Source organism: Pseudomonas edaphica, assembly GCF_965277385.1.
GTDB lineage: Bacteria > Pseudomonadota > Gammaproteobacteria > Pseudomonadales > Pseudomonadaceae > Aquipseudomonas > Aquipseudomonas edaphica.
In genome coordinates, this window is sequence record NZ_OZ255725.1 from 2,403,677 (window position 1) to 2,427,175 (window position 23,499).

A 23,499-nucleotide genomic window follows, 5' to 3' on the forward strand; every position below is an offset into this window, starting at 1 on the left:
CACTCAGAGATAAGAAAAGAAGAGGCTGTCGAGCAGCCGTGACCACCCGGAAACCATCACGAACAACAACAGTTTGAGCGGCAAGGAAATGGTCATCGGCGAGACCATTTGCATGCCCAATGCCAGTAGCAAATTGGAGACAATCAGGTCGATCACAATGAACGGAATGTAGATGAGGAAGCCGATCTCGAACCCCGCCTGCAATTGCGACAGCACAAAGGCAGGCACCAACAGAATCAAGTCTTCTCGCTGGACTTCCTGCGCCATGGCTGCCGGCCACAGGCGCCCGGTGTTTTCCAGCAAGTGCGTCAACACATCCGGGTCAATATTGCGCAGCATGAATGCACGCAAGGGTTTGATTGCCTCACCGCCGGTGTGCAGAGCCATCTGCACACTGCTCAAATCCAGCGGCGAAACCTTGACGCTCTCGGCGATCTCGTAACCCACAGGCGCCATGATAAACAGCGTCGCCGCCAGCGCGATGCCATTGATAGCCATGCTGGGAGGCACTTGCTGCACGCCGATAGCGTTGCGGGTGATCATCAGTACAATGACAATCTTCAAGAACGCCGTACACACGATCAGCAGCATGGGCATCAGCGACAATGCCCCCAGGAACAGCGCAAGTACGAAGGGATCTATGCCCTGAATACTCATCGAGAAAAAACCACTCGCGTCACTTGCAGGCCCAAGCGCCCATCCACTTCCACCAACTGCCCCTGGCCGATCGGCCGATCACCGTAGTACAGGCCGGCCATTCCCGGCGCATAACCGGTAATACCCAATACTGAACCCTCAACCAGGTTGCGCAGTTCGCCCAGGGTCAGGTTCAGCACACCGCAACGCACGCTCAGCGACATGCTCAGCTCATCGAACGGTTCATGCCCGAACACTTCCATCACTGGTTCGTCTTCCGGCTCAGCGTAATAGGCTGCTGAAAAGTCCTCGTCCACACTCGTGTCCTCTATAGAAGTCAGGGTCAGGCACAGCGGCCCGGTGTCGTCGTCAATGCAGCCATGAAGGCGCTGCCTGCCAACCTGCACGTAGCCATTGCCCTGGGGTTGAAAAAAAGCCTGCTCAAGCACCAACACATCGCCAGCCCGCAGGTTGCGCACTTGTGCCAGCGGTAACTGCACGCGCCCAAGGGGCACGGTAATGGCCAGCTTGAACGACGCCGGCATCGGCGCGGCGATAGAGCGCCAAGGTGCGGCATCGCACAACGCTAGAAAGCTCTGGTGAGCCAGCCACACATAACCTACGACCCGAGAGGCCCCCAACGTCACGCTCAACCTGCAGCCGAAACCTGCGGGACGCGCAGTCACCAGCAATCGCATATAGCCAAACAGCGCTTTGACTTGGGGACTGAGGTGCTGCTCAAACAGCGGCCAGAACCAAGAATGTGGATCGTTTCCTGCCTTGGCCAATGGCACAGGGCATTCGCCCAGCAGGCTCAACAGCGGCCCCGCTTCAGCGAGCGCCAATACACCGAGGGCGGTTTCGAAGCACAACGCCTCGCCGCCAACAGGGGCACGCCCGGGTTCAATGAGCAGTTCACCCTCTTGCCCGGCAACCTTAAACGGCAAGCGCAGCCCACGACCCAGCCTGCGGCGCGCAGCGACCGTGCTGTGCTTGACCACAGGCAATGTCAAAAAGGGCACCTTCATCATGAACGGGTACCTGGCAGGTAGAACTTGACCGGCTGCCCCAAGGCTTGCGTGCATCGTTCCTGGCATTGCTGCCGCACGCCACGCAGCCAACGGTTGGTTGCCTCTTCCTCTGCGTCCAGTTCAATGGCCCAGGTGTTCTGCTCACGGTGTACAAGTGCGTTAACCCGCCCCAGGCGCGGCATGCACAGCACAAACTGCAGCGGCCACTGCCCACCGGCCTGTATAGGCGCCACCAATTGTTCGACCAACATATCGGCCCTGGCCGCCTCGACTGAGGCCTTGATGTCCATGCGCGAATGTCCGAAACGTTTCTCTGCAGCACCGCCTGCAAGCAGATAAGCAAACAGTCGCCCTTGCTCCACGGGAACGTAGGCCGCCACGGAGGGTTCGCGCTCCTCCCGGAGTTCGCGCATGCGTCGCTGCTCAGGAGCGGCATTTGAAACCTGTTTCATATCGATTCCTGAGCGAGCAATTTGGACAGTTCCTGAAGTTTTTCCACCTGGCGCAAACACTCCGTGGCGTACTTCTGGGCACTGCCAACCTCTATTTCCTTTTCCGTGTGCTGCGCTCGCAGTGCTTGCACCTGGCCTTCGTCCCGCAGGGTGCTTGCCGACAATGAACGTTCTTGTAACCCCCAGGACTTCAGCGCTTTGAGCGTCAGCACCTGGCCCTGATGCTGGCTGAGCAACTGCGCACTTTGCCGAGCCTCCTCCTGGCGGGTTTGCTCAAGGGTTTGCTGGGCATCCTGGATATGTGCCTGCAGGGTTTGCCGTGCTCGCTTGGCCTCACGCAATGCACGCTCAGCGCGGTCGGCCCGATGACGGCGCAGGCGCCGCAGGGTCTCGATTTCAGCCATCGACACGTCAGAATGGGACATAGGCCGTCAGCTCCTTGAGTTGCTCCAGTGTTTCCGCCATTGGCGAGGGTTCACGCAAGTCCTGGCGCAGAAAACTGTCCACTGCGCTGCGACTGTCTACCGCCAAGTCGGTCAATACATCGCTACCCGGCTGGTACTCGCCCAGCTTGAGCATCAGCTCGATCTGCTGGTACGCCGACAACAGCCGACGTAACGCCGTGCCGGCCTGGATATCCCCAGGCTCGGCGACGTTGCTCAAGATCCTCGAAAGGCTGGCCAATACGTCCACCGCCGGATAGTGCCCACGCTCGGCCAGCTTGCGAGACAGCACGATATGGCCGTCGAGCAGCGAGCGAACTTCATCGGCCACCGGGTCGCTCATGGAGTCCTGCTCGATCAGCACCGTGTAGATCGCCGTGATCACGCCTTCGCGCGTCAACCCGGCACGCTCGACCAACCGCGGCAGCAGGCTGTATACCGAAGGTGGTAGGCCACCACGGCCCAGAGGCTCGCCGGCGGCGAGGCCAATTTCTCGCTGGGCCCTGGCGAACCGTGTGAGGGAATCGATCAAAAGCAGCACGCGCTTGCCCTTGCTTCGGAAGCCTTCGGCCAAGGCTGTCGCCGTGAAGGCTGCGCGTGCCCGCTCCATGCTCGAACGATCAGAGGTGGCACACACCAACACCGCTTTGGCGCGCAGCTGATCATCGAGTTCATGATCAAGAAACTCGCGCAGCTCTCGGCCTCGCTCGCCGATCAGGCCGAACACAATCACGTCACACTCAACGTTGCGGGCTATCTCCGCCAGCAATGTGGTCTTGCCGCAGCCGGCCCCGGCAAACAGGCCGACACGCTGCCCCTCCCCCAGCGTCAACAGCCCATCGATCGAACGCACGCCGGTGGCCAGCGCGCGGTTGATTCGCGGCCTATCGGTGGGCAAAGGCGCTTCGCACAACACAGCGCTGGTATCCGGTGAGTCGACCAGTGCAAAAGCGCTGGCGCCTTCGCCGGTAATTGGCCGCCCAAATCCATCCAGTACCTGGCCCAGCAGCTTCTCGCTGACCTGTACCTGATGGGATATGCCCAGGCGCTCTACGCTGGCCCCCACACGCACACCTTCCAGGTTACCCAGCGCACTGAGCACGGCATCCTGCTGGTCGAAACCAATAATTTCGGCGAGCATGTAATCGCCTTGTTTTTCCACCTGGCACAAGTCACCTATACGTGCCTGAGGCAGCCGACATTGCAGTAACATGCCGTTCACACGTTGCACACGCCCGCGCATTGTCACCGGAGCAAAACCTGCCAACGTCTGGGTCTGGTGCCGCTGCCAAGTGTCGAGACGCGCCTGCAAATCCTTAATCACCAGCGCACCTCATAACGCTGCGCGCCTTCGAAAACCACCTTGCTGTTGTCAATCATCACCAGGCGCAAGTCGTCCACTTGGTCCCCCACAAACAGTCGGGTTCCGTCCTCCAGCACAACGTGACCGTTCGCCCCTCCGATAATCTGAACGATCTTGAACGGCAACTCATTGTTACGCGCACGCACCCGGCTGATCACCGGCACAACGCTGTCGAACTGCTCACCAAAGCGGTCGAGCATGCGCGTCACCAACGCCAGATCCTCCTCGGAAACATCGCCGTTGAGTGCAACCTGGCCATTGATGACCTGCAAACTGACCCGCTGGCTCAAATCACGCTCACTGAGCATATTCAGCAACTGCTGGCGCACCTCGAATGGCGAGGCCAGCTCGACTCTGTGGGGCACTGCCGGCATCAACGAGGCCTGGGGATCACGCTCGCCCGTGGAGGCAATACCCACCACCATGAGGATGACGGCAACCACCAGCACCACACTGATCAGGCGCTTTTGCTGCGAGTGTCCCAACGACGACAACGTCAACGGCGGGGACGTTTTCCTGGCCGTCACCTTGGCCGAAACCTTGGCCGGTGTGGCCGGGGCGGGTGCTTCGGGCCAGGGCTGATCCGCCACGGCGACATACAACCGTATGGCGCCCACGCCAAACTGTTCGCCCAGCGCCAGATTCGTGATCTGTGCCACTACCTGCTCTTTCGCATCCTGCAACAGCCCTGCCTGGGCCTGCACCGACCAACTGGATCCGACCAGCCGCAACAACGCATGCTGCTCGGCGATCCCCGGATCGCTGAGCACCAAGTCAGCCTCTGCATGAGCACCAATGCTCCACTGTTCACCAAACAGCGGCAGCGCAGCCCCTTGGTGCAGGCCATCGAGAACACGCAGCTCAAACATCATTGAGCGCTCTCCTGTGCAGAAACTGGCGCACTTCTCATGCCGCAGTACCACGCATCAGGTCAGTCTGACCGAGGTCAAAACGCCCCAACACTTTTACCTTTGAGGTGCTCCCCAATTCGGCAAAAGACATCACAGGTACATGGTTGAATTCTTCAAGCAAAAGAGTGCGCAAAGGGCTGCGTAAATCCTGTGCAACCAACATCACGCTTTTGCTTTTTGGCCGGGCCACGAAGGCTTGGTTGAGCAGGTTGATCAGTGAAGCACTGCTGTCATTATCAAGGGCGAAAAACACCCCGGTCTGGGTCTGGCGCAGCGATTCGCGCAGCACGTTTTCGGTCTGTGGGGACAGCAACCAGGCATGCAGGCCGTCGGCCTCACTGTATTGGTGAAAAATCTGCGCTTTAAGCGCAATGCGCGCGTAGTCCGCCAACGCGTCCGGCTCTCGCTCATGCTGGCCGTATTCAATCAGCGACTCGACGATCAGCCTCACAGCACGCAGCGGTACGCCTTCGCCTGCCAGGCGTTGCAGGACTGCCGAGAAACGCGACAGCGGCATGATTCGCTGCAGCTCCTGTACCAATTCCGGCTGGTTATGCTCAAGCCAACTGAGGATCGACTTACTCTCCTGGATTCCCAGAAACTGGGGGCCGGACAGCATCATCGCTTGCTTCATGCGTTCGACGATCAAGCTCGTCGCACTGAAGCGCTCCAGCAGGGGGTCATCGAGCAAAGGATCATCCTGCGCCAACCACACCCAATCTTGCTCATCGCGTTCAGCCAGGCCTGGTATTGCGTGCTCAGGCACCTGTGCCAAGGCTTTACGCTCTACGGCCACATTGGTGACAACCGAGGCCTTGATCATCGGCACCTCGTGTACGCAGAAGCGCATTTCGTCGTCCGCCAACGAGTCGTTGAGTTCGACTTCAAACGGCGGCAGCGTGAGCCCGATATTCGCAACGAGTGCATTACGCGTCTGACGAAGGCCATGAACCAGCTCGATCACCTCAGGCGTTCCGCGCAAGACGGGAGAAAATTGCAAGAGATAGGGGCGCGACGGGTCAAACCCGCGCAAGTCCTCGTCACCGTTTTCTTCCGGGCGCACGGCCTGCGTGGCCTCGGCCTCGGGCGCCTCTTGCCGTTGACGTTGGCGCGCAAGGTAATAGCCCAGGGAGCCGGTCATCAGTGAGATAAGAATAAATACCAGGGTCGGCATGCCGGGCAACGCCGCAAACGCGAGCATGCCCACTGACGCAATCATCCAGCTCTTGGGTTCGCTGGTCATCTGACGGGCAATTTCTGCGCCCATGTTAGTCACGCCCCGGCGCCCATCCGGTGCGGCGCGGGTGATGATCATGCCCGCCGTCAGCGAGATCAGCAGCGCAGGGATTTGCGCAATCAAACCATCACCGATGGTCAGCACCGAATACAACGCAATGGATTCGCTGGCGCTCATGCCATGCTGGAACATACCCGTGGAAAAACCGCCCAACAGGTTGATCAGCACGATCACCAGGCCTGCAACAGCGTCACCCTTGACGAACTTCATGGCGCCGTCCATGGCCCCGAACAACTGACTCTCGCGGGACAACTGGTCACGCTTGTCCCGCGCCTGATTGCCGTCGATCAGTCCCGCACGCAAGTCGCTGTCGATGGACATCTGCTTGCCGGGCATCGCGTCCAGGCTGAAGCGTGCGGCCACTTCGGCAACCCGCTCCGAGCCCTTGGTGATGACCAGGAAGTTGACCAGGGTGAGGATCATGAAGATCACCAACCCTACCGCCAGGTTGCCACCGACCACAAAGTTGCCGAACGCCTCGACGATGTCGCCGGCGTCCTGCTCCAGCAGGATCAAACGCGTGGTCGCGATAGACAGTGCCAGGCGAAACATCGTGGTCAACAGCAGGATCGAGGGGAACGACGAAAACGCCAAAGGCCCGGGCAGGTACAACGCCAGCACGATCAACAAGCAGGCAATACAGATATTGAGCGCAATGAGGATGTCCACCAGCCAGGTCGGCAGCGGCACGATGAAAATAAAGACGATGGCCAGTACCACCACAGCACCAAGGACTTCCGCACGTTGTGCAACCTTGAGCAGCCAGTGGTTGATAAACGCCAGCACCGTCACATCAACGCCCTCGGCTCAATCTGGCCCTTCTCCAGGCGCGTGAACTCATCCATCACCAGCAGGAAGTTATGCAAAGCCTCCTCGCGCCCCCGAGAGTCGCGCCATAAGGCCGCAGGCAAACCTTTGATCACGGGATAGAGCGCATTGAGAGAGGCCAGTTGGCGGGCCGCCGCATCCCCAGCCAATTCATCCGCCAGCAGTTGAACCTCGGAGGGGGCAATGCCATTGCCGGCATAACCCAACAGACGCTGCAACAGGTCAACGGCGTCGTGCTCAACGTTCAGACGCTGAATCAGGTCCTGGCAATTGGACAGTACCCCGCCCAATTGACCGCAGCTCTGTAACCCCAACAAAAGCGTGCGCAATTTGGCGGTGGGAATCGATGAGACGTACGCCGCAATATCATCCGCCAGGGCCCGGCGCATGAGGTTGAGCCCGACCGTAAACTGCTCGCCACCGTACTCTTTCAAAAGCGCCTGCATCATGCTGGCCAGGGATTGGCGCACGACCACATTGGCGTAGTAGAGCGTACGTATCGCCTGGCATTGCGCCGGATCGTCACTGCCTGACTGCAACGCCAGGGCAATATTAAGGCCCGCCTGTATTTCCCTCTTGTACTGAATCTCCAGCCTCGCCAGCGCTGCCCGAGCCAGCGCTGCCTCGCTCTTGACTTGCGCATCACGCGTCAACGCAGATTGTGTCTGGCGCACCTGCGCCTCGGCCTGCGCCGTAAGCTGACGAAGCACGACATAGGTACGTGCAGGGTCTCCACCCGTGAGGTCCACCAATTTTTCGAGACTAAGCTGGCGCTCCAGATACTGCCTGGCCACGATGACCATCTTTGCCAGGCTTTTCTGGGCGGGATGGCCCAGTCGATCATACAACTGCGCGAGCTGCTCGACCGGCGTGACAGGCCCCCCAATGGCACGTCGGGTCAACGCAGTGCCATGGGCCGCAGCTTCCTGGCTGAAGATGCCCGCGAGCGCATCAAAACCTGGCGCGGCATCCTGCGATGGGGTCGTGGCGACCTTCTCTGAAACGGATGGGTCCAAGCGCTGGATTCTGTGCAGATCGGGGTTGAATTCGACTTTCATGGGCATGCCAGGACAGGGAGTTTGTGTCTCTATGTGGCAACCCGGTGCCATACGGTTCCATAAAAACCACCCACACTCCCCGCTTTGAAAATACCTGCACAAAACCGCCAATCGTTTTGCAAGTACCTGCGCAAAATCACACCATTTCAATTTATTTATATATATAAATCAGCAAGTTATAAGATTTTTTTGTTTGGCACAGCCAGTGCTAAAGGGGTTCCCGTCGAAATTATTTCGATAGCGTCTACCCTGAGGAAAAAATCGTGAATATTCCTATTGAAGCTTTAGCGCAGCTCGTTGGCGACTCGCCTCAATTCATGCTCCAACTGACGGACGACCAGCAAAAAAAACTCCGGCGTTTTATTCATAAACGCGTACTCAATCCCGAAGACGCCGACGACATCCTGCAACTGACCTACCTGGAGGCATGGCGTAACAGAGAGCGGTTCAGTGGCCAGGCTACCCTCAGTACCTGGATGTGCGGCATTGCGCAGAACCTGGTCCGCAACCATTTCCGGCGCCTGTATGCCAAACCGGTGCATTGCGAGTTCGATGAATCGCTGTGGCACGGCCAGGAAGAAAACAAGAATCTGGATTGGGAATTCGAGGTCAACCGCCGGCTGGAAAAAACCTTGAACGCCATCGATCATTTGCCGGCTGAGATGCGCAAGACGTTATATGCCTCCCTGGAAACCGATGGCAGTTACCAGGACACCGCCGACGTGCTGGACATCCCCATCGGTACCGTTCGCTCACGTCTGTCACGGGCGCGCGAACACCTGAAGCGCGTCACCCACACACCGCAGCATCCGTAAGCAAGCCCTGGGGGGCAAGCGTTGGGCGGCAGGGATATCTGCCCAACCGAATGACGCTTTACCGTGCGCAGAACAGGATCACAAGCCGCGCCGAATGGCACCTTGGGGATCATCGTCAAAGTGTTTACAGCGCCACACCCTTGCGATCAAGCGTTGAATACCGTCAGCAGAACACCGCAAAACTCATGTGGGATCTTCGTGGCTGAAATACCCGTATCCGCCACACCACTCGTCGCCGTTTGGCCTTATTCTGTTTAAACAGTTGAAAGCGTAGATAAATTTTTAAAATAAACGCTTGACGCATATGCGTTCTACGCGAATAATGCGCGCCACTTGGCTACGTAGCTCAGTTGGTTAGAGCATAGCATTCATAATGCTGGGGTCCGGGGTTCAAGTCCCTGCGTAGCCACCAAGTACTAAAAACGGCTTACCGAAAGGTAGGCCGTTTTTTTATGCCTGCACAAAAGTGCTCGGGCATACTCTCTGCGATTAACACCCCAAAATGCTGCTTTGAGTGCCATCCATGAGCCTGAGCGTATTCGCAATCATCCTGCTGGGCGCCGCCCTTCACGCCACGTGGAATGCGGTGGTCAAAGGCGGCGTCGACAAGCTGCTGACCACCTGCATGATTGCGTCCGCCGCTTCATTGATTGCGCTGGCGGCCATCCCGTTTCTGGCGCTACCGGCCAGAGAAAGCTGGCCCTTCATCGGCGCATCGGTGGTTTTGCAGGTGTTGTATTTCGTACTGGTGGCCTCGACCTACCGCATTGCCGACATGAGCCAGACCTATCCGATCATGCGTGGCACTGCGCCGCTGCTGGTGGCGTTGGTGAGTGTGCTGGTGTTGCACGAGCCACTCTCGGCGTTTGCCTGGCTTGGCATTGGCGTGATCTGCCTGGGTATCTTGAGCATGGCCGCAGCGCCCTCGGCCGGTCATAAAAAAGGGCTGGTGCTGGCGCTGATAAACGCCTTGGTGATAGCCGGCTATACGCTGATTGATGGCCTTGGCGTGCGCAAATCCGGCGCACCGGCGGCTTACACGCTGTGGATATTTTTGCTGACCGGCATCCCGCTCGCCGCGTGGGCTTTAGCCGCGCGGCGTGCAGCGTTCTGTCGCTACGTCGCCCGTAACTGGCAGCTTGGCGCCGTCGGGGGCGCAGGCACTGTGGCGTCATACGGCCTGGCGCTGTGGGCGATGACACACGCGCCCATCGCGACGGTTTCGGCCTTGCGTGAGACCTCGATCCTGTTTGGCGTAGTGATTTCGGCGTGGGTGCTCAAAGAGCATCTCACGCGGGCTCGCATCATTGCCGCCTGCATCATTGCCGCCGGCGCGATGGTGTTGCGCCTGGGCTGACCAGGACACATGCGCGCAAAAAAACTGAGGATCTGTACTTTGACGCTCCACGTAACCCACTGCTAGTGTCCTGCCTCCCTACATGGAGCACCTGTGATGAAACTGGATATCTATCAAGTCGACGCGTTCAGCCAACAGGTCTTCGGTGGTAACCCGGCGGCCGTCTGCCCGCTGACCGAGTGGTTGCCCACAGAGCAGCTGCACCACATCGCCGCCGAAAACAACCTTTCCGAAACCGCATTTTTCGTGCCTCGTGGCGAGGTGTATGAGTTGCGCTGGCTCACCCCCGAAGTGGAAGTGGACCTGTGTGGCCATGCGACGTTGGCCGCTGCCTGGGTGCTGATTCACAAACTCCCGAATCCCCCTGAGATCTTGCGTTTTGCCACCCGCAGCGGTGAGCTTCGCGTGACGCGCAATGGCGACGAACTGGCAATGGACTTCCCGGCCAAACAGCCCGAGCGTTGCGAGCCGCCAGCCGGCATGTTGAGCGCGCTGGGGCTCGAACACGCCGAGGTGTATGCCACTGATGACTATATCGTTGTCGTTGATGACGAAGCCCAGGTCGCGGCACTCACGCCAGATTTTGCACGCCTCAAGGGCCTGCCCAAACGCGGGATAGCAGTGACGGCCAAAAGCACGCGCTTTGATTTTGTTTCCCGTTGGTTTGGCCCGAATGTGGGCGTCAATGAAGACCCGGTCACCGGCTCGGCACACACCTCGCTGGCACCGTTCTGGGCCGAGCGCCTGGGCAAGTCGCAGTTGAGCGCCGAACAGGGCGGCAGGCGCCGTGGGCAACTGCGGTGTGAACTCAAAGGTGACCGCGTGATCATCTCAGGCCATGCAGCACTCTACCTGCAAGGCACGATTTACCTGTAAAAGGGATTGCCCAAGGACAACAGATCATTCTCAAAATGAACGGAGTTCAGCGCGTGTTCACGATTTCCCGCCGTCAACTGTCGATGGTTGCCGCAGCCCTGGTGCTGGCCGGCTGCCACACACCCGTCAACGAACAGCCTCCGGCACCGGAACTGGGCTCGGGTTACCGCACCGACCTCACCACCCGCCACGCCGAACGCCATATGGCCGCCGCCGCCAACCCGCTGGCGGCCGAAGCCGGGCGGGAGATGTTGCGCCAGGGCGGTTCGGCGATTGACGCCGCGATAGCGATGCAGGCGGTGCTGACCCTGGTGGAACCGCAGTCTTCCGGCATCGGCGGCGGCGCGTTCATCATGCTGTGGGACGGCAAGAACGTACACGCCTATGACGGCCGTGAAACGGCGCCCGCCGGCGCGACTGAGCGCTTGTTCCTGAAGGCCGACGGCACGCCGATGGCGTTTCCCGAAGCGCAGATTGGCGGGCGTTCGGTCGGCACGCCGGGCGTCTTGCGGGCACTGCAGATGGCGCATCAAAAGACCGGGCACCTGCAATGGTCCAAGTTGTTTGAACCGGCGATCAGGCTGTCGGAGCAAGGCTTCGCGATTTCCCCACGCTTGCACGCACTGATTGCGGCCGACCGCTACATTCCCCAGTCGCCGGAAATGGCGGCTTACTTTCTGAACGCCGATGGCTCGCCTAAAGCCACCGGCACACTGTTGAAAAACCCGGCGCTGGCTGCTGTGTTCAAGCGCATCGCCAAGGAAGGCCCAGACGCGCTGTACCACGGGCCGATTGCCGATGAAATCGCGCGCAAGGTCCAGGGCAATCGCAATGCGGGCAGCCTCTCGCAGGCTGACCTTAAGGGTTACACCGCCAAGGAACGCACGCCGCTGTGCACCGACTACAAGCAATACCGGGTGTGCGGCATGCCGCCGCCGTCGTCGGGCGGGATAGCCGTCGCACAGATCCTCGGCACCTTGCAGGCAGTGGAGGCCCGTGACCCGCGCCTGGCCATCGCGCCGATGAAACCGGTGAAGAGTGCATCGCCTGCCGGCCTTGAGCCTGTGCCCGAAGCCGTACACCTGATCGCCGAAGCCGGCCGCCTGGCGTTTGCCGACCGTGCGCTGTATGTGGCCGACTCGGACTTCACCCCAGTACCGGTCGCGGGCCTTGTCGCCCCCAACTACCTGGCACAGCGCGCCACATTGATTGGCGAACGCAGCATGGGCATTGCCAAGCCGGGCACACCAGCGGGCATCCAGGTGGCCTACGCGCCGGACCGCTCGCCGCTGCGCATCTCCACCTCGCAAGTGGTGGCAGTGGATGACCAGGGCGGCGCGGTGTCGATGACCACCACGGTAGAAGCGGCGTTCGGCTCCCACGTGATGGTTCAGGGCTTTTTGCTCAACAACCAGATGACCGACTTTTCGTTTATCCCTGAAGAAAACGGCCAGCCCGTGGCCAACCGCGTCGAACCCGGCAAGCGCCCTCGCTCAGCCATGGCGCCGACCCTGGTGTTCGACCGCAAGAGCGGCGAGCTGCTGGCGACGGTGGGTTCACCGGGCGGTTCGCAAATCATCGAGTACGTGAGCAAATCCCTGGTGGCAATGCTCGACTGGAACCTCGACCCGCAAGCCGCCATCAGCCTGCCCAACTTTGGTAGCCGCAACGGCGCGACCGAGTTGGAGGCCGGCCTGTTCAGCCCAGCGTTGAAACAAGCGCTGCGTGACAAGGGCCACGCGTTGAGCGAAATCGATATGACCAGCGGCATCCAGGCCATTGTTCGCACGCGCGATGCTCAAGGCAAGGTAACCCTGAGCGGCGGCGCCGACCCTCGGCGTGAAGGCGAAGCGGTCGGTGACTGAATGTTCTACGAACGGAGAGCGTGCTGTGCAACAGGCCGATAACCTCGGCGCCCTTGGCGGCGTCGACCATGGTTTTTGCTCGATCAATGACCCGCAGCGCCCGGACGCAGTGTTCATCTGCAAGCAGGTACACAGCGCGACGGTGATTGAATGGCAGGCGCAGTTGGCAACCAACAGCGTGGCGGCGGATGGCGTGTTCACGCGCGAGCATCAGCCGATTGCGGTGATCACAGCCGATTGCCTGCCCATTCTTATCGCGGCTGAAGACGGTGCGACGGTCGCAGCGGTGCATGGCGGTTGGAAGGGGTTGCAAGGCGGGATCATCGCCAATGCCGTGCAGCAATTTGCCGACAAAGGCATCGCCGTGGAGCAGTTGCAGGTGGCAATCGGGCCGTCAATCAAACCGTGCTGCTATGAAGTGAGCGAGGACTTTATTGCGCAGTTTCAGGCGGATCAAGGCCATCTGCGGCCTGACGACCGGGCACCGTGGAGCTTCGTACAACCGGCGCCATTGCTGCCCCCCGAAATTGCCCCGCCCTATGCCAGGCAAACGGGAAGTGCCTGGTTTGATTTGAGCGGCTTCGGGGTAATGTTGCTGTTAGCAGCAGGGCTTAAGCGTGAGCAGATCGAAGTCAGTGAAGTGTGTACGTATTGCACATCCTCCACTTTCGCCAGCTATCGCAGGCGCACGCATCACCCTGAAGAAGCGAAGACGTTGATCTATTCGTGGATTGCTCGCAACCCCTGATCAGTGCCAAGGGCGCTTTTGTGGCGAGCGGGCTTGCCCCGCGTTGGGCTGCGCAGCAGCCCCGATTTAGCCACTACGTTATTTCAGGGTAGAACCATGCTGTCTGGTGTTGGGGCCGCTTCGCGCCCCAACGGGAGCAAGCTCCCTCGCCACAGAGGCCACATGTTACTCGAGTCATTTCATCGGCTGATCTTAAGCCCCTTACGCCCGGCATGCCGCTCCAGCGCCAGCTCGATCAACCGGCTCACCAGCTCGCTGTAACTCATCCCCGCCGCCTGCCACAGCTTCGGGTACATGCTGATACGTGTGAAACCTGGCAGTGAGTTGATCTCGTTGATCAGCACTTCACCGCCATCGGTGAGGAACACATCAACCCGCGCCAGGCCGGCGCAGCCCAGCACCTCAAACGCCTCAATGGCGAGGTGGCGAATGCGCTCGCTGGCTTCGACGCTGATATCGGCCGGCACCACCACTTGGGCCGCCTGGCCGTCGATGTATTTGCTGTCGTAGGAGTAAAAGCCATTGCTCACCACAATCTCGCCACAGCCACTGGCGATGGGGTTGTCGTTGCCCAATACGGCGCATTCGATTTCACGGCCCTGGACCGCGGACTCCACCAGCACTTTTTCATCGAAGCCCAAGGCCAGTTCAACAGCGGCGTGGTACTCGGCCTCATTGCCAACCTTACTCACACCCACCGAAGAACCCTGGTTGGCGGGTTTGACGAACATCGGCAAACCGAGCTTGTTCACAGCCGCTTCAAACGAGGTACGCGCCGCGTTGCGGCGAGTCAGGGTGATAAACGGTGTGACAGCAATACCGGCATCGCGCAGCAGACGCTTGCTGATGTCTTTGTCCATGCAGACCGCCGAACCCAGCACGTCGGAGCCGACGAAAGGCAGGTCGGCCATGCGCAGCAGGCCTTGCAGGCAGCCGTCTTCGCCGAGGGTGCCGTGGACGATGGGGAAGATCACGTCGATATGTTCCAGCAGGCCCTGACCGGAGGTTTCCACCACTTGCTGATTGGCCTTGCCCGGCACCACTGCAAGTTCACGGTTGGATTGGTTAAGAGCGATGAGCGCCGGGTTTTCCTGGTTGATCAGAAAGTTCGACGTGTCGTTGAGGTGCCAGTGGCCGGCCTTGTCGATGCCGATCAAGATGGGCTCAAAGCGCGAACGGTCCAGCGCATCGACGATATTGCGCGCCGACTGCAACGAGACTTCGTGCTCGGCCGAACGGCCACCAAAAATAATACCTACACGCACCTTGCTCATGACCCGGCCTCACTGTTGAAAGTAAGGCTTCTTACCATGAGCGGTCAGCGATTCGCTACCAGATGTGCGCCGAACAGCAGGTAGCAACCACCGGCAAAGCGGTCGAGCCATTTGCGTGAACGCGCGTAAAGGCTGGCCATGCGCTCGCTGGAAAACACCAGGGCAACACTGGAATACCAACTGAACGACAAGGTGGCCATGGTGATGACGGCCAGGGTAAGCAGCGCGGGCGAAGGAGATGGCGGCATGGTCGAGGCAAAGGCCGTCGCGACGAACAGCGCAGCCTTGGGGTTGGACAAGTTGCCCAGTAAACCGAACCGCCAGGCAGAGAACAATGAGCGTCGCGTCGCATCGGGGAGAACCGTCTGGCCCGCAGCCGGAGCCGAGCGTTTGAACAACTTGAGCCCAAGGTAGATCAGGTAGCAACCGCCGATGATCTTGAATGCGAGGTAGAGCATCGGCGCGGCGGTAAACAGCGACTTGATGCCCAAGCCGCCCGCCAAGCCCCAAATGATCGTGCCGCTGGCTACACCCGCCGACGCCACAACGCCATGGCGCCTGGAGCAGCTGGCAGCCAACTGCGCGGTGTTGAAAAAGTTCGGCCCAGGCGTTACGACAGCGACCGTCCACAGCAGCGCCAGCGAGACCAGCGGGGCCACATAGGCAGGGTTGATAAAGTCCATGGGCAGCTCCGTCAGCGCAGTACACGAACCCGGATCATAGGCCTCGCCCAACGCCTGCACAATCGTACAAGACCTCGGCAGACAACCGATGCAGACTCGGTTAACGTGTTTCCACCTCTACATGTGACAAGTCATCATGGGCCAACCCACTTCCACCCTCGACTGGCTGCACCGCGCCCCGCACGCCAGCGGCCTGGACCGTATCGAGGCGTACTTTGCAGGCTTTGCGTTTGACCCGCATCGCCACGACACCTACGCCATCGGCCGCACCTTGTTTGGCGTGCAAAGCTACCACTACCGTGGCTGCATGACCCATAGCCTGCCGGGCAGGACCATGGTGATTCACCCCGATGAATCCCATGACGGCCGCGCCAGCAGCGTGGAGGGGTTCAAGTACCGGATGATTTATGTGGAGCCGGCGCTGATCCAGCAGATTCTCGGTGGTCGGCCATTGCCGTTTATCCACAACGGTTTGTCGACTGACCCACGCCTTTTCCGCGCCAGCGAAGTGTTGCTGCAAAACCTCGACTGCCCGGTTGACCCGATGCAGGAACAGGACGCCCTGTTCGACCTGGCACACGCGCTGAACGCGGCATCCGGCGCGATCATCAGCCGCAAGTCGTTCGATTATGTGGCTGCCGAGCGCGCCCGCGAGTTTATCCACAGCGCCCTGGGCCGCAGCATCACCCTGGATGAAATGGCCGACCACTGCGGTCGCGATCGCTGGGCGCTGTCGCGAGACTTTCGTTTGTTGTTCGGCACCAGCCCCTACCGCTACCTGACCATGCGCCGGCTGGACTTGGTGCGCAGCTTGCTGGCCCAGGGCCAATCGCTGGTGGACGCGGCGCTGACCGCAGGTTTCACCGACCAGAGCCATATGACCCGGCAATTTCGCAGCACCTACGGCATGCCGCCGTCGCGATGGGTGAAGATGCTAGGGCGCTGATTGGCCCACCTGAAAAGCGATTAAACCTGTGGGAGCTGGCTTGCCTGCGATGGCGGTGCATCAGTCAATATATTGGGTGCCTGACACACGCTATCGCAGGCAAGCCAGCTCCCACAATGCGGGGTCGCCGGCAAAAACACTCACCCGGCCTGCAGCACGCTGCAGCCGTGGCTTACAACTGGCGCCCGACAACCGGTGCACCGATGCTGAGGAAATTTCCGCCGGCGATATGGTGCAAGGTGCGCAATTCGTCATGCCCTTCGAAGTGCCAATGCCCGTCGCTGAACACGCGCTCGTCGGCATAGGCGCCGATCACTTCGCCGAGGAACAGGTCGTAGGTCTGCTGGTTGTGCGGCTCGGGCAGCAGGCGGCACTCCAGCCAGGCCACGCAGCCTTCCAGCAGCGGCGCCTGGGTGTGCTCGCCACTGAAGGTGTGCAGGCCGTAGGCGGCGAACTTGTCGGTCTCGGAACCGCTGGTATTGCCGACCGTCTGCACCAGATCGGCCTGCGCCACACAGGGTACTTGCAACACAAACGTGCCGGCGCCTTCCAGCAGTTGCCGGGTCCAGGTGGACTTGTCCAACACCACGGCGACCTTCGGCGGTTCAAAATCCAGCGGCATGGCCCAGGCAGCCGCCATGATATTGCGTTTGCCGTCGTGGGCGGCACTCACCAGCACGGTCGGCCCATGGTTGAGCAAGCGGTAGGCCTTGGACAGCGGAACGGGACGACGGTGGGTCGGGCTCATGGAGGGTCGGCTCTTCAAGCAAGAAAAAACCTACGATACCTCAAGCACACGCCCTACGGGTCAGCTCGACAGCTGATTGGCAAACTGCCCCACCGCACTGACGACTTTTTGCGCGCCGTCCTGGATTTCCACGATCACCGTGCCCGCCTCGGCCGCCAGGGCCAAGCCTTGCTCGGCTTGCAGGCGGCCGTCGTTCATCAAGGTCACCGCATCGCGGGCCATGTCCTGGTTCTGGCGCACCACACCGACGATTTCTTCGGTGGCTTTGCTGGTACGTGACGCCAGCTGACGCACCTCATCGGCCACCACCGCAAAACCACGGCCCTGCTCACCGGCACGCGCCGCCTCGATGGCTGCGTTGAGCGCCAGCAGGTTAGTCTGCTCGGCGATACCGCTGATGGTCTTGACGATGGTGCCGATCACTTGGGACTGGGCATTCAGCGCCTCGATGCCATCACCGGCCTGTTGCATATGCTTGGCCAGGTCACGCATCACATCCACCGCCTGGGTTACCACGGTGGTGCCGCGCTGGGCGCTGTTGTCGGTTTGCAGCGAGGTGCTGTAGGCGATATTGGCAGCCTCGGCCACGGCTTGTTCCTGATTGACCTGATCGGTAATCACCGTGGCGAACTTGACCACTTTGTACAGGCGGTCATTGGCGTCCAGCACCGGGTTGTACGTGGCTTCCAGCCAAACCGTGTGGCCATGGCTGTCGACCCGCTTGAAGCGTGCCGCAACAAATTCACCGGCGTTCAGGCGCTTCCAGAACTGTTGGTATTCGGCACTGTTGTACTCCTGCGGTTCGCAGAACATGCGGTGATGTTTGCCTTGGATCTGCGCCAGGCTGTAACCCATGCCGCCGAGAAAGCGATCGTTGGCCGTGAGTACATGCCCGTCGAGGTCGAATTCGATCACCGCCGTGGAGCGCACCAGCGCGGTAATCAGGTTTTCATGCTCGCGCGACGCCTCGATGGTGCGGGTGAGGTCGCTTGAGTAAATCGAAAAATGCTTGATGCGCCCCTCCGAGTTGCGCACCGGCTGCACAATCGAGCGCAGCCACGCTTCCTTGCCGTTGCCACGCATCAGGCGCACGGTGCCGGCGAAGTGTTCGCCGCGCACCAGGGCATTTTTAAAGCGCAGCTGGAATTCGTCCTGGCGCACATGCGGCGGCACCAGCTCATCAATGTGACGCCCTACAATGTTACTGGCCTGGTAAACCAGTTCTTGCAGGAAGTTGGCATTGGCCCACTCCACCCGGCCGTCGGCATCCAGCGTCAGGCACAGCATTTCACTTTCCAGGCTCTCCTTGACCTGCTGCAAGCTCGACAATTCTTCGCGAAGAGCAGACAGCTCTTGCTTCAGGCGGGTATTGAACATGAGGCACCGATGGGCATTTGGTGAGGTGGTTCTGACCTGCATCGGCGCTGCGGGCGTTTTCTGAAGCGTTTTTTTCGCCGCAGCCAACTGTTTTTTTGGATCCATTAACCGCCGTTGTTTCGACACACACCCATCACTTGGTATTCAAGGGTATTGAGCTTGCCGGTGGAGTCTTCATAGGTCATGCGTGAAGGCACCGCTTCGCAAGAGCGGATCGGCGGCGTCACGTTCACCACCTTCTCAATGTCCAACTTCATGCCATAGCGGTAGGCCTGCACCTCGGGCGCGGGCTTGCCCTTCTTTTCGGCGTAAGCAGCCATGGCTTTTTCATTGCGCTCCATCATCAGGGCAAAGGTGCGGTCCCCGCCGCCTTCGGCCAACGCACCAAAAGACAAGGCCGCAACCAACACACCCAGTGCAACTTTATAAGCTTTCATCATTAGTTCCTCGTTTGAAAAGTTCAGTGACGAGATTAATCAAGCAACCCTGACGCAATGTTCACCAAAACATTACTTATTTGTTAGGTGGCGGTGAGTTTCCAGAATTGTAATGTTCACGCCATGAGTTCGTTATCCACGGTTTGCAACTATCAGCCCGGGCCAGATCAATAAGAACACCCGCCTCTATAAGAAGCCGAAAACTGCCACTACCCAGGAGCGAAACATGCATATTGCTTACTACACCCTTCCCTTTTCCTTACTGGCCGCGTTGCCCCTGGCGGCCGCGGCCGCAGAGGACAAGCCCGAAGGTTTCATCGAGGGCAGCAGCGTCAACGTGCTGGCGCGCAATTTTTACTTCAACCGCGACGACCGCAAGGGCCAGTCCAGCCCCACAGGCAATGGTTACTCAGAAGCCTGGGCGCAAGGCTTGATCGGCAAATTCGAGTCGGGCTTTACCCAAGGCACCGTAGGGTTTGGCCTGGATGCGTTTGCCATGTACGGCCTCAAACTCGACTCGGGCACCGGTCGCAGCGGCGGCAAGGGTTCGTTCGGCGTATTGCCAGTAGACAGCGACAACCACCCCGAAAGCGGTTACAGCAAATTCGGCGGCGCGGCGAAACTGCGGGTGCTGGATACGGTAATCAAAGCCGGCGACGTGTTCCCCGCCACACCGGTGGTGGCCGCTGGCGATTCGCGCTTGTTGCCGGAAAGCTTTCGCGGCGTCACCGCGCAGAACACCAGCCTTGAGGGCCTGAGCCTGCAAGGCGGGCGCTTGAGCGGCATGAGCCAGCCGAGTGAAAGCGGCATGAGCAAAGGCTTTGCGACCTTCTATGCGGGCAAAGTCGACTCGCCCTGGATCGGCTATTTCGGTGGCGACTACACCGTCAACAAACACCTGAGCGTCAGCCTGTACAGCAGCCGTTTAAAAGACGCCTGGGACCAGTACTACGTCGGCACCAACGCCACTTACCCGCTGAGCGAAGACGTGTCCTTGTTTGGCGACGTCAACTATTACAAAGCCGTGGACGAAGGCAAAAAACTGCTCGGCGAATTCAATAACAACATCTGGAGTGCCAGGTTTGGGGTCAAGGTCGGCGCCCACAGCCTGGCGCTTTCGCACCAGCGCAACAACGGCAATGACGACTTCGATTACCTGCGCCAGTCGGACTCGATCTTCCTCAACAACTCGATCCAGTACAGCGATTTCAACTCGCCCAAGGAGCGCTCATGGATGGCCCGCTACGACCTGGACATGCAGGCTTTCGGCATTCCCGGCCTGTCATTCATGACCCGCTACGCCAAAGGCACCGGCGCCGACTACAGCAATGCCAACGCGGTGTACATGCGCCGCGATGCGGCGGGTAACCCGCTGACCGATCAGCGCCGCTGGGAACGGGATATCGAGGCCAAGTACGTGGTGCAAAGTGGCAGCCTCAAGGATTTGTCCTTGCGTTTACGCCAGGCCACGGTGCGCTCCAGTGCGTTCGAGTCAGACCTGGAGGAAGTTCGCTTGATTGCCGAGTACCCACTGGTTGCACTGTGAGCCCTTACATTCGTTTGCCGTTAACTAACATCTGTTCACAAATAGCCAGGTATCAAAACTGTAATATTGAGCTCAGCTTCCCGTTAAGTTGAAGTTCCTATACTCGCATCAACTTATTTGCACCGAGCAACATTCGTCTCTAGAAGCTTTTTTGTAGCTCCTTTGGAAAGAGATGAATTTTTAACGCCCCTCGGGGCGTTTTTTTTTGCGGGTAGGTTTAGCAGCGACCAATGGTCGCAGTTGACCCTGAAGCTACTTCACGGTTCAGACTTTTCCTACTCCCAAAACACCTGATTCCATAAGGAAATGGAGCCCTTATCCCTCAGTAAAAGGTAACCCCCCATGCGTATCCTTGTGGTTGAGGACGAGCAAAAAACCGCCGATTACCTGCAACAGGGCCTGAATGAAAGCGGCTATGTGGTGGACTGCGCGTCCAATGGCATCGACGGCCTGCACCTGGCCGGGCAGCACGCCTATGAGCTGGTCATCCTCGACGTCAACCTGCCGGGCAAAGATGGCTGGGAAGTGCTGGAGCAATTGCGCCGCAATGGCACACAACGGGTGATGATGCTGACTGCCCGTGGCCGCCTGGCCGACAAGATCAAGGGCCTGGACATGGGCGCCGATGATTACCTGGTCAAACCCTTCGAGTTTCCCGAGCTGCTGGCGCGGGTGCGTACCCTGTTGCGGCGCAGTGAGCATATCCCCCAGCCGGACGTGTTCCGCGTTTTGGACCTGGAACTGGACCCGCGTCGCCATCGCGCCTATCGCGGCACCCGGCGTATCGACCTGACCACCAAGGAGTTTGCGCTGCTGCAGGTGCTGATGCGCCAGACCGGCGAAGTACTGACCCGCACGCAGATTATTTCGCTGGTGTGGGACATGAATTTCGACTGCGACACCAATGTGGTGGAAGTCTCCATCAGCCGCCTGCGGGCCAAGGTCGATGACCAGAGCGAAGTGAAACTGATCCACACCATTCGCGGCGTGGGTTATGTGCTGGAGGCACGTGGATGAGAACCGGGAGTTTGTCGATGCGCCTCGGCTTGACGGTCAGCCTGATGGGCGCCGGCCTGGTGTTGTTGCTGGCGACCCTGGCGTACGTGGCCCTGACCCACGAGTTGGAAAAGCTGGCGCGCAAGAACCTGGAAAGCAAGATGGAGCAGATCCAGCACAGCCTGGCCCAGGGCCTGGATGCCAACCGCATCCGCGCCCGCCCGCACTCATTGATGGACCTGGTGATCGGCCACGACAATTTCTACCTGACCATCGTCGGCACCGCACCGGATGAAAGCGTACTGCTGAGCATTGGCGCCAAGCCCCAGGAGCCTTTGCTGACGGACTTCACCCCCAGGGAAACCCTCGGCTACCTCAATTGGGCCGACAGCAATGGCAACCAGGTGCTCAGCGCCTCCAGCCTGATGCGTCTGGCCAATGGCGAACGGGTTCGCGTACTGCTATCGCTGGACCGCATGGACGACCAAGCGTTGCTCAGTGCCTACCTGCGCGCCACGTTGATTGCCTTGCCGATGCTGCTGATCCTGATCGGCATGGGCGCCTGGTGGCTGGTGCAACGCGGGCTCGCGCCACTGAAGCAGTTCAGTCATGTGGCGGCCAAGGTCACCACCCAGGACCTGACCCACCGTTTATCCATCGACAACCTGCCCCAGGAACTGGGCGAACTGGCCCATGGCTTCAACGTGATGCTCGACCGCCTGGACGCGGGCGTGCAACAGCTGTCGCAGTTCTCCGACGACCTTGCCCACGAAATGCGCGCGCCACTGACCAACCTGATGGGCAAGGCTCAGGTGACGCTGTCCCGCCAGCGGCCACCGGAGGAATACAAAGCAGTGCTGGAGTCCAACACCGAAGAGCTCGAACGCCTGGCGCGCATCGTCTCCGACATGCTGTTTCTGGCCCAGGTCAGCCATCCGGCCGCGCGGGGCTCATTTACCCAAGTGTCGCTGGCAGAAGAGGCCCATCGAGTGATGGATTTATTCGCGTTGAGTGCCGAAGACAAACAACTGACCCTGACCCTCAGCGGCGATGCCCAGGTACAGGGCGATCGCCTGATGATTCAACGTGCCCTGTCCAACCTGCTGTCCAATGCCATTCGCCACAGCCCGGCGCAGTCGCATATTTCAATGCTGGTGGAGGCTTATGGCAATCAGGTTGCGCTGTCGGTCAGCAACCCCGGCCCGGGGATTGAGGCGCAGCACCTGCCGCACCTGTTCGAACGTTTCTACCGCGTCGACAGCAGCCGCGCCCGTACCGAAGGCGGCACCGGGCTGGGCCTGGCCATCGTGCAATCAATCATGGCCCTGCACCAGGGGCAGGCTGATGTGCGCAGCCTGCCCGGTGGCTTTACCTTGTTTCGCCTGGTGTTTCCTCGGGTATTGCCTGAATAGGGAATGCGGACTTCAAACCAAAGCCGATCCCCTGTGGGAGCTGTCGAGCTTTAGCGAGGCTGCGAAAGCGGTGGGTCAGGCACCTTATATCTCGCCTGTGCCGCCGTCTTCGCAGCCTCGCTGGGGCTCGACAGCTCCCACAGTTGAGCTTTGTTGCTGGGGGGATCTGCGCTTGCCGCGATGGCCTTGCGAACTGAAATCGAACCAACACAGCCGATCCCCTGTGGGAGCTGTCGAGCTTTAGCGAGGCTGCGAAAGCGGTGGGTCAGGCACCTTATATCTCGCCTGTGCCGCCGCCTTCGCAGCCTCGCTGGGGCTCGACAGCTCCCACAGTTGACCTGCTGCGCTGGCGGGATTTGCGCATGCCGCGATAGCCCTACGAACTGAGATCTAACCAACA

The 23,499-nt window shown here is 59.9% G+C and carries 22 protein-coding genes, 1 tRNA gene and 1 pseudogene; 10 read left to right on the top strand and 14 right to left on the bottom strand.

Translation table 11 applies throughout. The features are described from left to right. Positions 1–3: 3 nt before the first annotated feature. Genes sctR through ACQY47_RS11040 form a run of 8 tightly spaced genes read right to left on the bottom strand, consistent with a single transcriptional unit; the run spans position 4 to position 8,019 of the window. On the bottom strand, positions 4–657 hold the full coding sequence (gene sctR, locus ACQY47_RS11005) for a type III secretion system export apparatus subunit SctR (protein WP_017137657.1): 654 nt from the start codon (positions 655–657) through the stop codon (positions 4–6). After that, positions 654–1,664 carry a FliM/FliN family flagellar motor switch protein gene (locus tag ACQY47_RS11010; protein WP_428557355.1) on the bottom strand — a complete coding sequence of 337 codons (1,011 nt, stop codon included), beginning with the start codon at positions 1,662–1,664 and terminating at the stop codon, positions 654–656. Before ACQY47_RS11010 ends, sctR begins: the two co-directional genes overlap by 4 nt. Continuing rightward, entirely contained in the window at positions 1,664–2,119 is a 456-nt protein-coding gene (locus tag ACQY47_RS11015) for a type III secretion system HrpP C-terminal domain-containing protein (RefSeq protein WP_017137659.1), read from the bottom strand. The genes ACQY47_RS11010 and ACQY47_RS11015 overlap by 1 nt, the downstream gene beginning before the upstream one ends. Next, the gene (gene sctO, locus ACQY47_RS11020) at positions 2,116–2,544 is read right to left on the bottom strand and encodes a type III secretion system stalk subunit SctO (RefSeq protein WP_177033730.1); all 429 of its coding nucleotides are present in this window, start codon (positions 2,542–2,544) and stop codon (positions 2,116–2,118) included. Before sctO ends, ACQY47_RS11015 begins: the two co-directional genes overlap by 4 nt. After that, complete coding sequence (locus ACQY47_RS11025; protein ID WP_017137661.1) at positions 2,531–3,886, bottom strand: FliI/YscN family ATPase; 1,356 nt, start codon at positions 3,884–3,886, stop codon at positions 2,531–2,533. Before ACQY47_RS11025 ends, sctO begins: the two co-directional genes overlap by 14 nt. Continuing rightward, complete coding sequence (locus ACQY47_RS11030; protein WP_026013747.1) at positions 3,883–4,794, bottom strand: FHA domain-containing protein; 912 nt, start codon at positions 4,792–4,794, stop codon at positions 3,883–3,885. Before ACQY47_RS11030 ends, ACQY47_RS11025 begins: the two co-directional genes overlap by 4 nt. A gap of 37 nt (positions 4,795–4,831) precedes the next feature. Next, positions 4,832–6,925 carry a type III secretion system export apparatus subunit SctV gene (gene sctV / locus ACQY47_RS11035; RefSeq protein WP_099549211.1) on the bottom strand — a complete coding sequence of 698 codons (2,094 nt, stop codon included), beginning with the start codon at positions 6,923–6,925 and terminating at the stop codon, positions 4,832–4,834. Then, positions 6,922–8,019, bottom strand: a complete 1,098-nt coding sequence (locus tag ACQY47_RS11040) for a TyeA family type III secretion system gatekeeper subunit (RefSeq protein WP_428557086.1) — start codon at positions 8,017–8,019, stop codon at positions 6,922–6,924. Before ACQY47_RS11040 ends, sctV begins: the two co-directional genes overlap by 4 nt. 263 nt (positions 8,020–8,282) lie before the next feature. On the opposite strand from ACQY47_RS11040, the gene ACQY47_RS11045 reads away from it, so the two are divergent. From ACQY47_RS11045 to pgeF, 6 genes are all read left to right on the top strand, one after another. Then, on the top strand, positions 8,283–8,834 hold the full coding sequence (locus ACQY47_RS11045; protein ID WP_017137665.1) for an RNA polymerase sigma factor: 552 nt from the start codon (positions 8,283–8,285) through the stop codon (positions 8,832–8,834). Positions 8,835–9,169: 335 nt separating this feature from the next. Next, positions 9,170–9,246, top strand: a tRNA-Met gene (locus tag ACQY47_RS11050). Positions 9,247–9,357: 111 nt separating this feature from the next. After that, the gene (locus ACQY47_RS11055; protein WP_428557087.1) at positions 9,358–10,191 is read left to right on the top strand and encodes an EamA family transporter; all 834 of its coding nucleotides are present in this window, start codon (positions 9,358–9,360) and stop codon (positions 10,189–10,191) included. Positions 10,192–10,287: 96 nt separating this feature from the next. Then, the gene (locus ACQY47_RS11060) at positions 10,288–11,067 is read left to right on the top strand and encodes a PhzF family phenazine biosynthesis protein (RefSeq protein WP_017137667.1); all 780 of its coding nucleotides are present in this window, start codon (positions 10,288–10,290) and stop codon (positions 11,065–11,067) included. 35 nt (positions 11,068–11,102) lie between these two features. Further along, positions 11,103–12,932: a gamma-glutamyltransferase gene (gene ggt, locus ACQY47_RS11065; RefSeq protein WP_428557088.1), complete on the top strand. Its 1,830-nt coding sequence runs from the start codon at positions 11,103–11,105 to the stop codon at positions 12,930–12,932. A 25-nt stretch (positions 12,933–12,957) separates the two neighbouring features. Continuing rightward, positions 12,958–13,680, top strand: a complete 723-nt coding sequence (pgeF, locus tag ACQY47_RS11070) for a peptidoglycan editing factor PgeF (RefSeq protein ID WP_428557089.1) — start codon at positions 12,958–12,960, stop codon at positions 13,678–13,680. Between the two features lie 179 nt (positions 13,681–13,859). On the opposite strand, the gene ddlA is transcribed toward pgeF, so the two are convergent. Next, positions 13,860–14,954, bottom strand: a complete 1,095-nt coding sequence (gene ddlA, locus ACQY47_RS11075; protein WP_428557090.1) for a D-alanine--D-alanine ligase — start codon at positions 14,952–14,954, stop codon at positions 13,860–13,862. Between the two features lie 44 nt (positions 14,955–14,998). Beyond that, on the bottom strand, positions 14,999–15,637 hold the full coding sequence (locus tag ACQY47_RS11080; protein WP_428557091.1) for a LysE family translocator: 639 nt from the start codon (positions 15,635–15,637) through the stop codon (positions 14,999–15,001). 136 nt (positions 15,638–15,773) lie between these two features. Between ACQY47_RS11080 and ACQY47_RS11085 the strand changes: the two genes are divergently transcribed. After that, positions 15,774–16,583: an AraC family transcriptional regulator gene (locus tag ACQY47_RS11085; protein ID WP_017137672.1), complete on the top strand. Its 810-nt coding sequence runs from the start codon at positions 15,774–15,776 to the stop codon at positions 16,581–16,583. Between the two features lie 172 nt (positions 16,584–16,755). On the opposite strand, the gene ACQY47_RS11090 is transcribed toward ACQY47_RS11085, so the two are convergent. From ACQY47_RS11090 to ACQY47_RS11105, 4 genes and pseudogenes are all read right to left on the bottom strand, one after another. After that, a complete protein-coding gene (locus ACQY47_RS11090) occupies positions 16,756–17,331 on the bottom strand; it encodes a flavin reductase family protein (RefSeq protein ID WP_017137673.1) in 576 nt (191 codons plus the stop codon). Between the two features lie 60 nt (positions 17,332–17,391). After that, positions 17,392–17,823: a methyl-accepting chemotaxis protein gene (locus ACQY47_RS11095; protein ID WP_370589429.1), complete on the bottom strand. Its 432-nt coding sequence runs from the start codon at positions 17,821–17,823 to the stop codon at positions 17,392–17,394. Between the two features lie 108 nt (positions 17,824–17,931). Next, a pseudogene (locus ACQY47_RS11100) lies at positions 17,932–18,813 on the bottom strand (PAS domain-containing protein); the annotation flags it as partial. Continuing rightward, positions 18,813–19,145: a DUF2790 domain-containing protein gene (locus ACQY47_RS11105; protein ID WP_285683787.1), complete on the bottom strand. Its 333-nt coding sequence runs from the start codon at positions 19,143–19,145 to the stop codon at positions 18,813–18,815. The pseudogene ACQY47_RS11100 and the gene ACQY47_RS11105, both read right to left, overlap by 1 nt. 226 nt (positions 19,146–19,371) lie before the next feature. Between ACQY47_RS11105 and ACQY47_RS11110 the strand changes: the two genes are divergently transcribed. From ACQY47_RS11110 to ACQY47_RS11120, 3 genes are all read left to right on the top strand, one after another. Beyond that, positions 19,372–20,691, top strand: coding sequence for an OprD family porin (locus ACQY47_RS11110; protein WP_428557092.1), 1,320 nt, complete (start codon positions 19,372–19,374; stop codon positions 20,689–20,691). 342 nt (positions 20,692–21,033) lie between these two features. Continuing rightward, a complete protein-coding gene (locus ACQY47_RS11115; protein ID WP_017137677.1) occupies positions 21,034–21,708 on the top strand; it encodes a heavy metal response regulator transcription factor in 675 nt (224 codons plus the stop codon). Then, complete coding sequence (locus ACQY47_RS11120) at positions 21,705–23,099, top strand: heavy metal sensor histidine kinase (RefSeq protein ID WP_170036127.1); 1,395 nt, start codon at positions 21,705–21,707, stop codon at positions 23,097–23,099. The genes ACQY47_RS11115 and ACQY47_RS11120 overlap by 4 nt, the downstream gene beginning before the upstream one ends. Positions 23,100–23,499: the final 400 nt, after the last annotated feature.

Coding starts and splice junctions, on each gene's coding strand:
- sctR (WP_017137657.1), bottom strand. CDS start 657: ATGAGTATTCAGGGCATAGATCCCTTCGTACTTGCGCTGTTCCTGGGG.
- ACQY47_RS11010 (WP_428557355.1), bottom strand. CDS start 1,664: ATGAAGGTGCCCTTTTTGACATTGCCTGTGGTCAAGCACAGCACGGTC.
- ACQY47_RS11015 (WP_017137659.1), bottom strand. CDS start 2,119: ATGAAACAGGTTTCAAATGCCGCTCCTGAGCAGCGACGCATGCGCGAA.
- sctO (WP_177033730.1), bottom strand. CDS start 2,544: ATGTCCCATTCTGACGTGTCGATGGCTGAAATCGAGACCCTGCGGCGC.
- ACQY47_RS11030 (WP_026013747.1), bottom strand. CDS start 4,794: ATGTTTGAGCTGCGTGTTCTCGATGGCCTGCACCAAGGGGCTGCGCTG.
- ACQY47_RS11040 (WP_428557086.1), bottom strand. CDS start 8,019: ATGAAAGTCGAATTCAACCCCGATCTGCACAGAATCCAGCGCTTGGAC.
- ACQY47_RS11055 (WP_428557087.1), top strand. CDS start 9,358: ATGAGCCTGAGCGTATTCGCAATCATCCTGCTGGGCGCCGCCCTTCAC.
- ACQY47_RS11060 (WP_017137667.1), top strand. CDS start 10,288: ATGAAACTGGATATCTATCAAGTCGACGCGTTCAGCCAACAGGTCTTC.
- ggt (WP_428557088.1), top strand. CDS start 11,103: ATGAACGGAGTTCAGCGCGTGTTCACGATTTCCCGCCGTCAACTGTCG.
- ddlA (WP_428557090.1), bottom strand. CDS start 14,954: ATGAGCAAGGTGCGTGTAGGTATTATTTTTGGTGGCCGTTCGGCCGAG.
- ACQY47_RS11080 (WP_428557091.1), bottom strand. CDS start 15,637: ATGGACTTTATCAACCCTGCCTATGTGGCCCCGCTGGTCTCGCTGGCG.
- ACQY47_RS11085 (WP_017137672.1), top strand. CDS start 15,774: ATGGGCCAACCCACTTCCACCCTCGACTGGCTGCACCGCGCCCCGCAC.
- ACQY47_RS11090 (WP_017137673.1), bottom strand. CDS start 17,331: ATGAGCCCGACCCACCGTCGTCCCGTTCCGCTGTCCAAGGCCTACCGC.
- ACQY47_RS11095 (WP_370589429.1), bottom strand. CDS start 17,823: ATGCGTGACCTGGCCAAGCATATGCAACAGGCCGGTGATGGCATCGAG.
- ACQY47_RS11105 (WP_285683787.1), bottom strand. CDS start 19,145: ATGAAAGCTTATAAAGTTGCACTGGGTGTGTTGGTTGCGGCCTTGTCT.
- ACQY47_RS11110 (WP_428557092.1), top strand. CDS start 19,372: ATGCATATTGCTTACTACACCCTTCCCTTTTCCTTACTGGCCGCGTTG.
- ACQY47_RS11115 (WP_017137677.1), top strand. CDS start 21,034: ATGCGTATCCTTGTGGTTGAGGACGAGCAAAAAACCGCCGATTACCTG.
- ACQY47_RS11120 (WP_170036127.1), top strand. CDS start 21,705: ATGAGAACCGGGAGTTTGTCGATGCGCCTCGGCTTGACGGTCAGCCTG.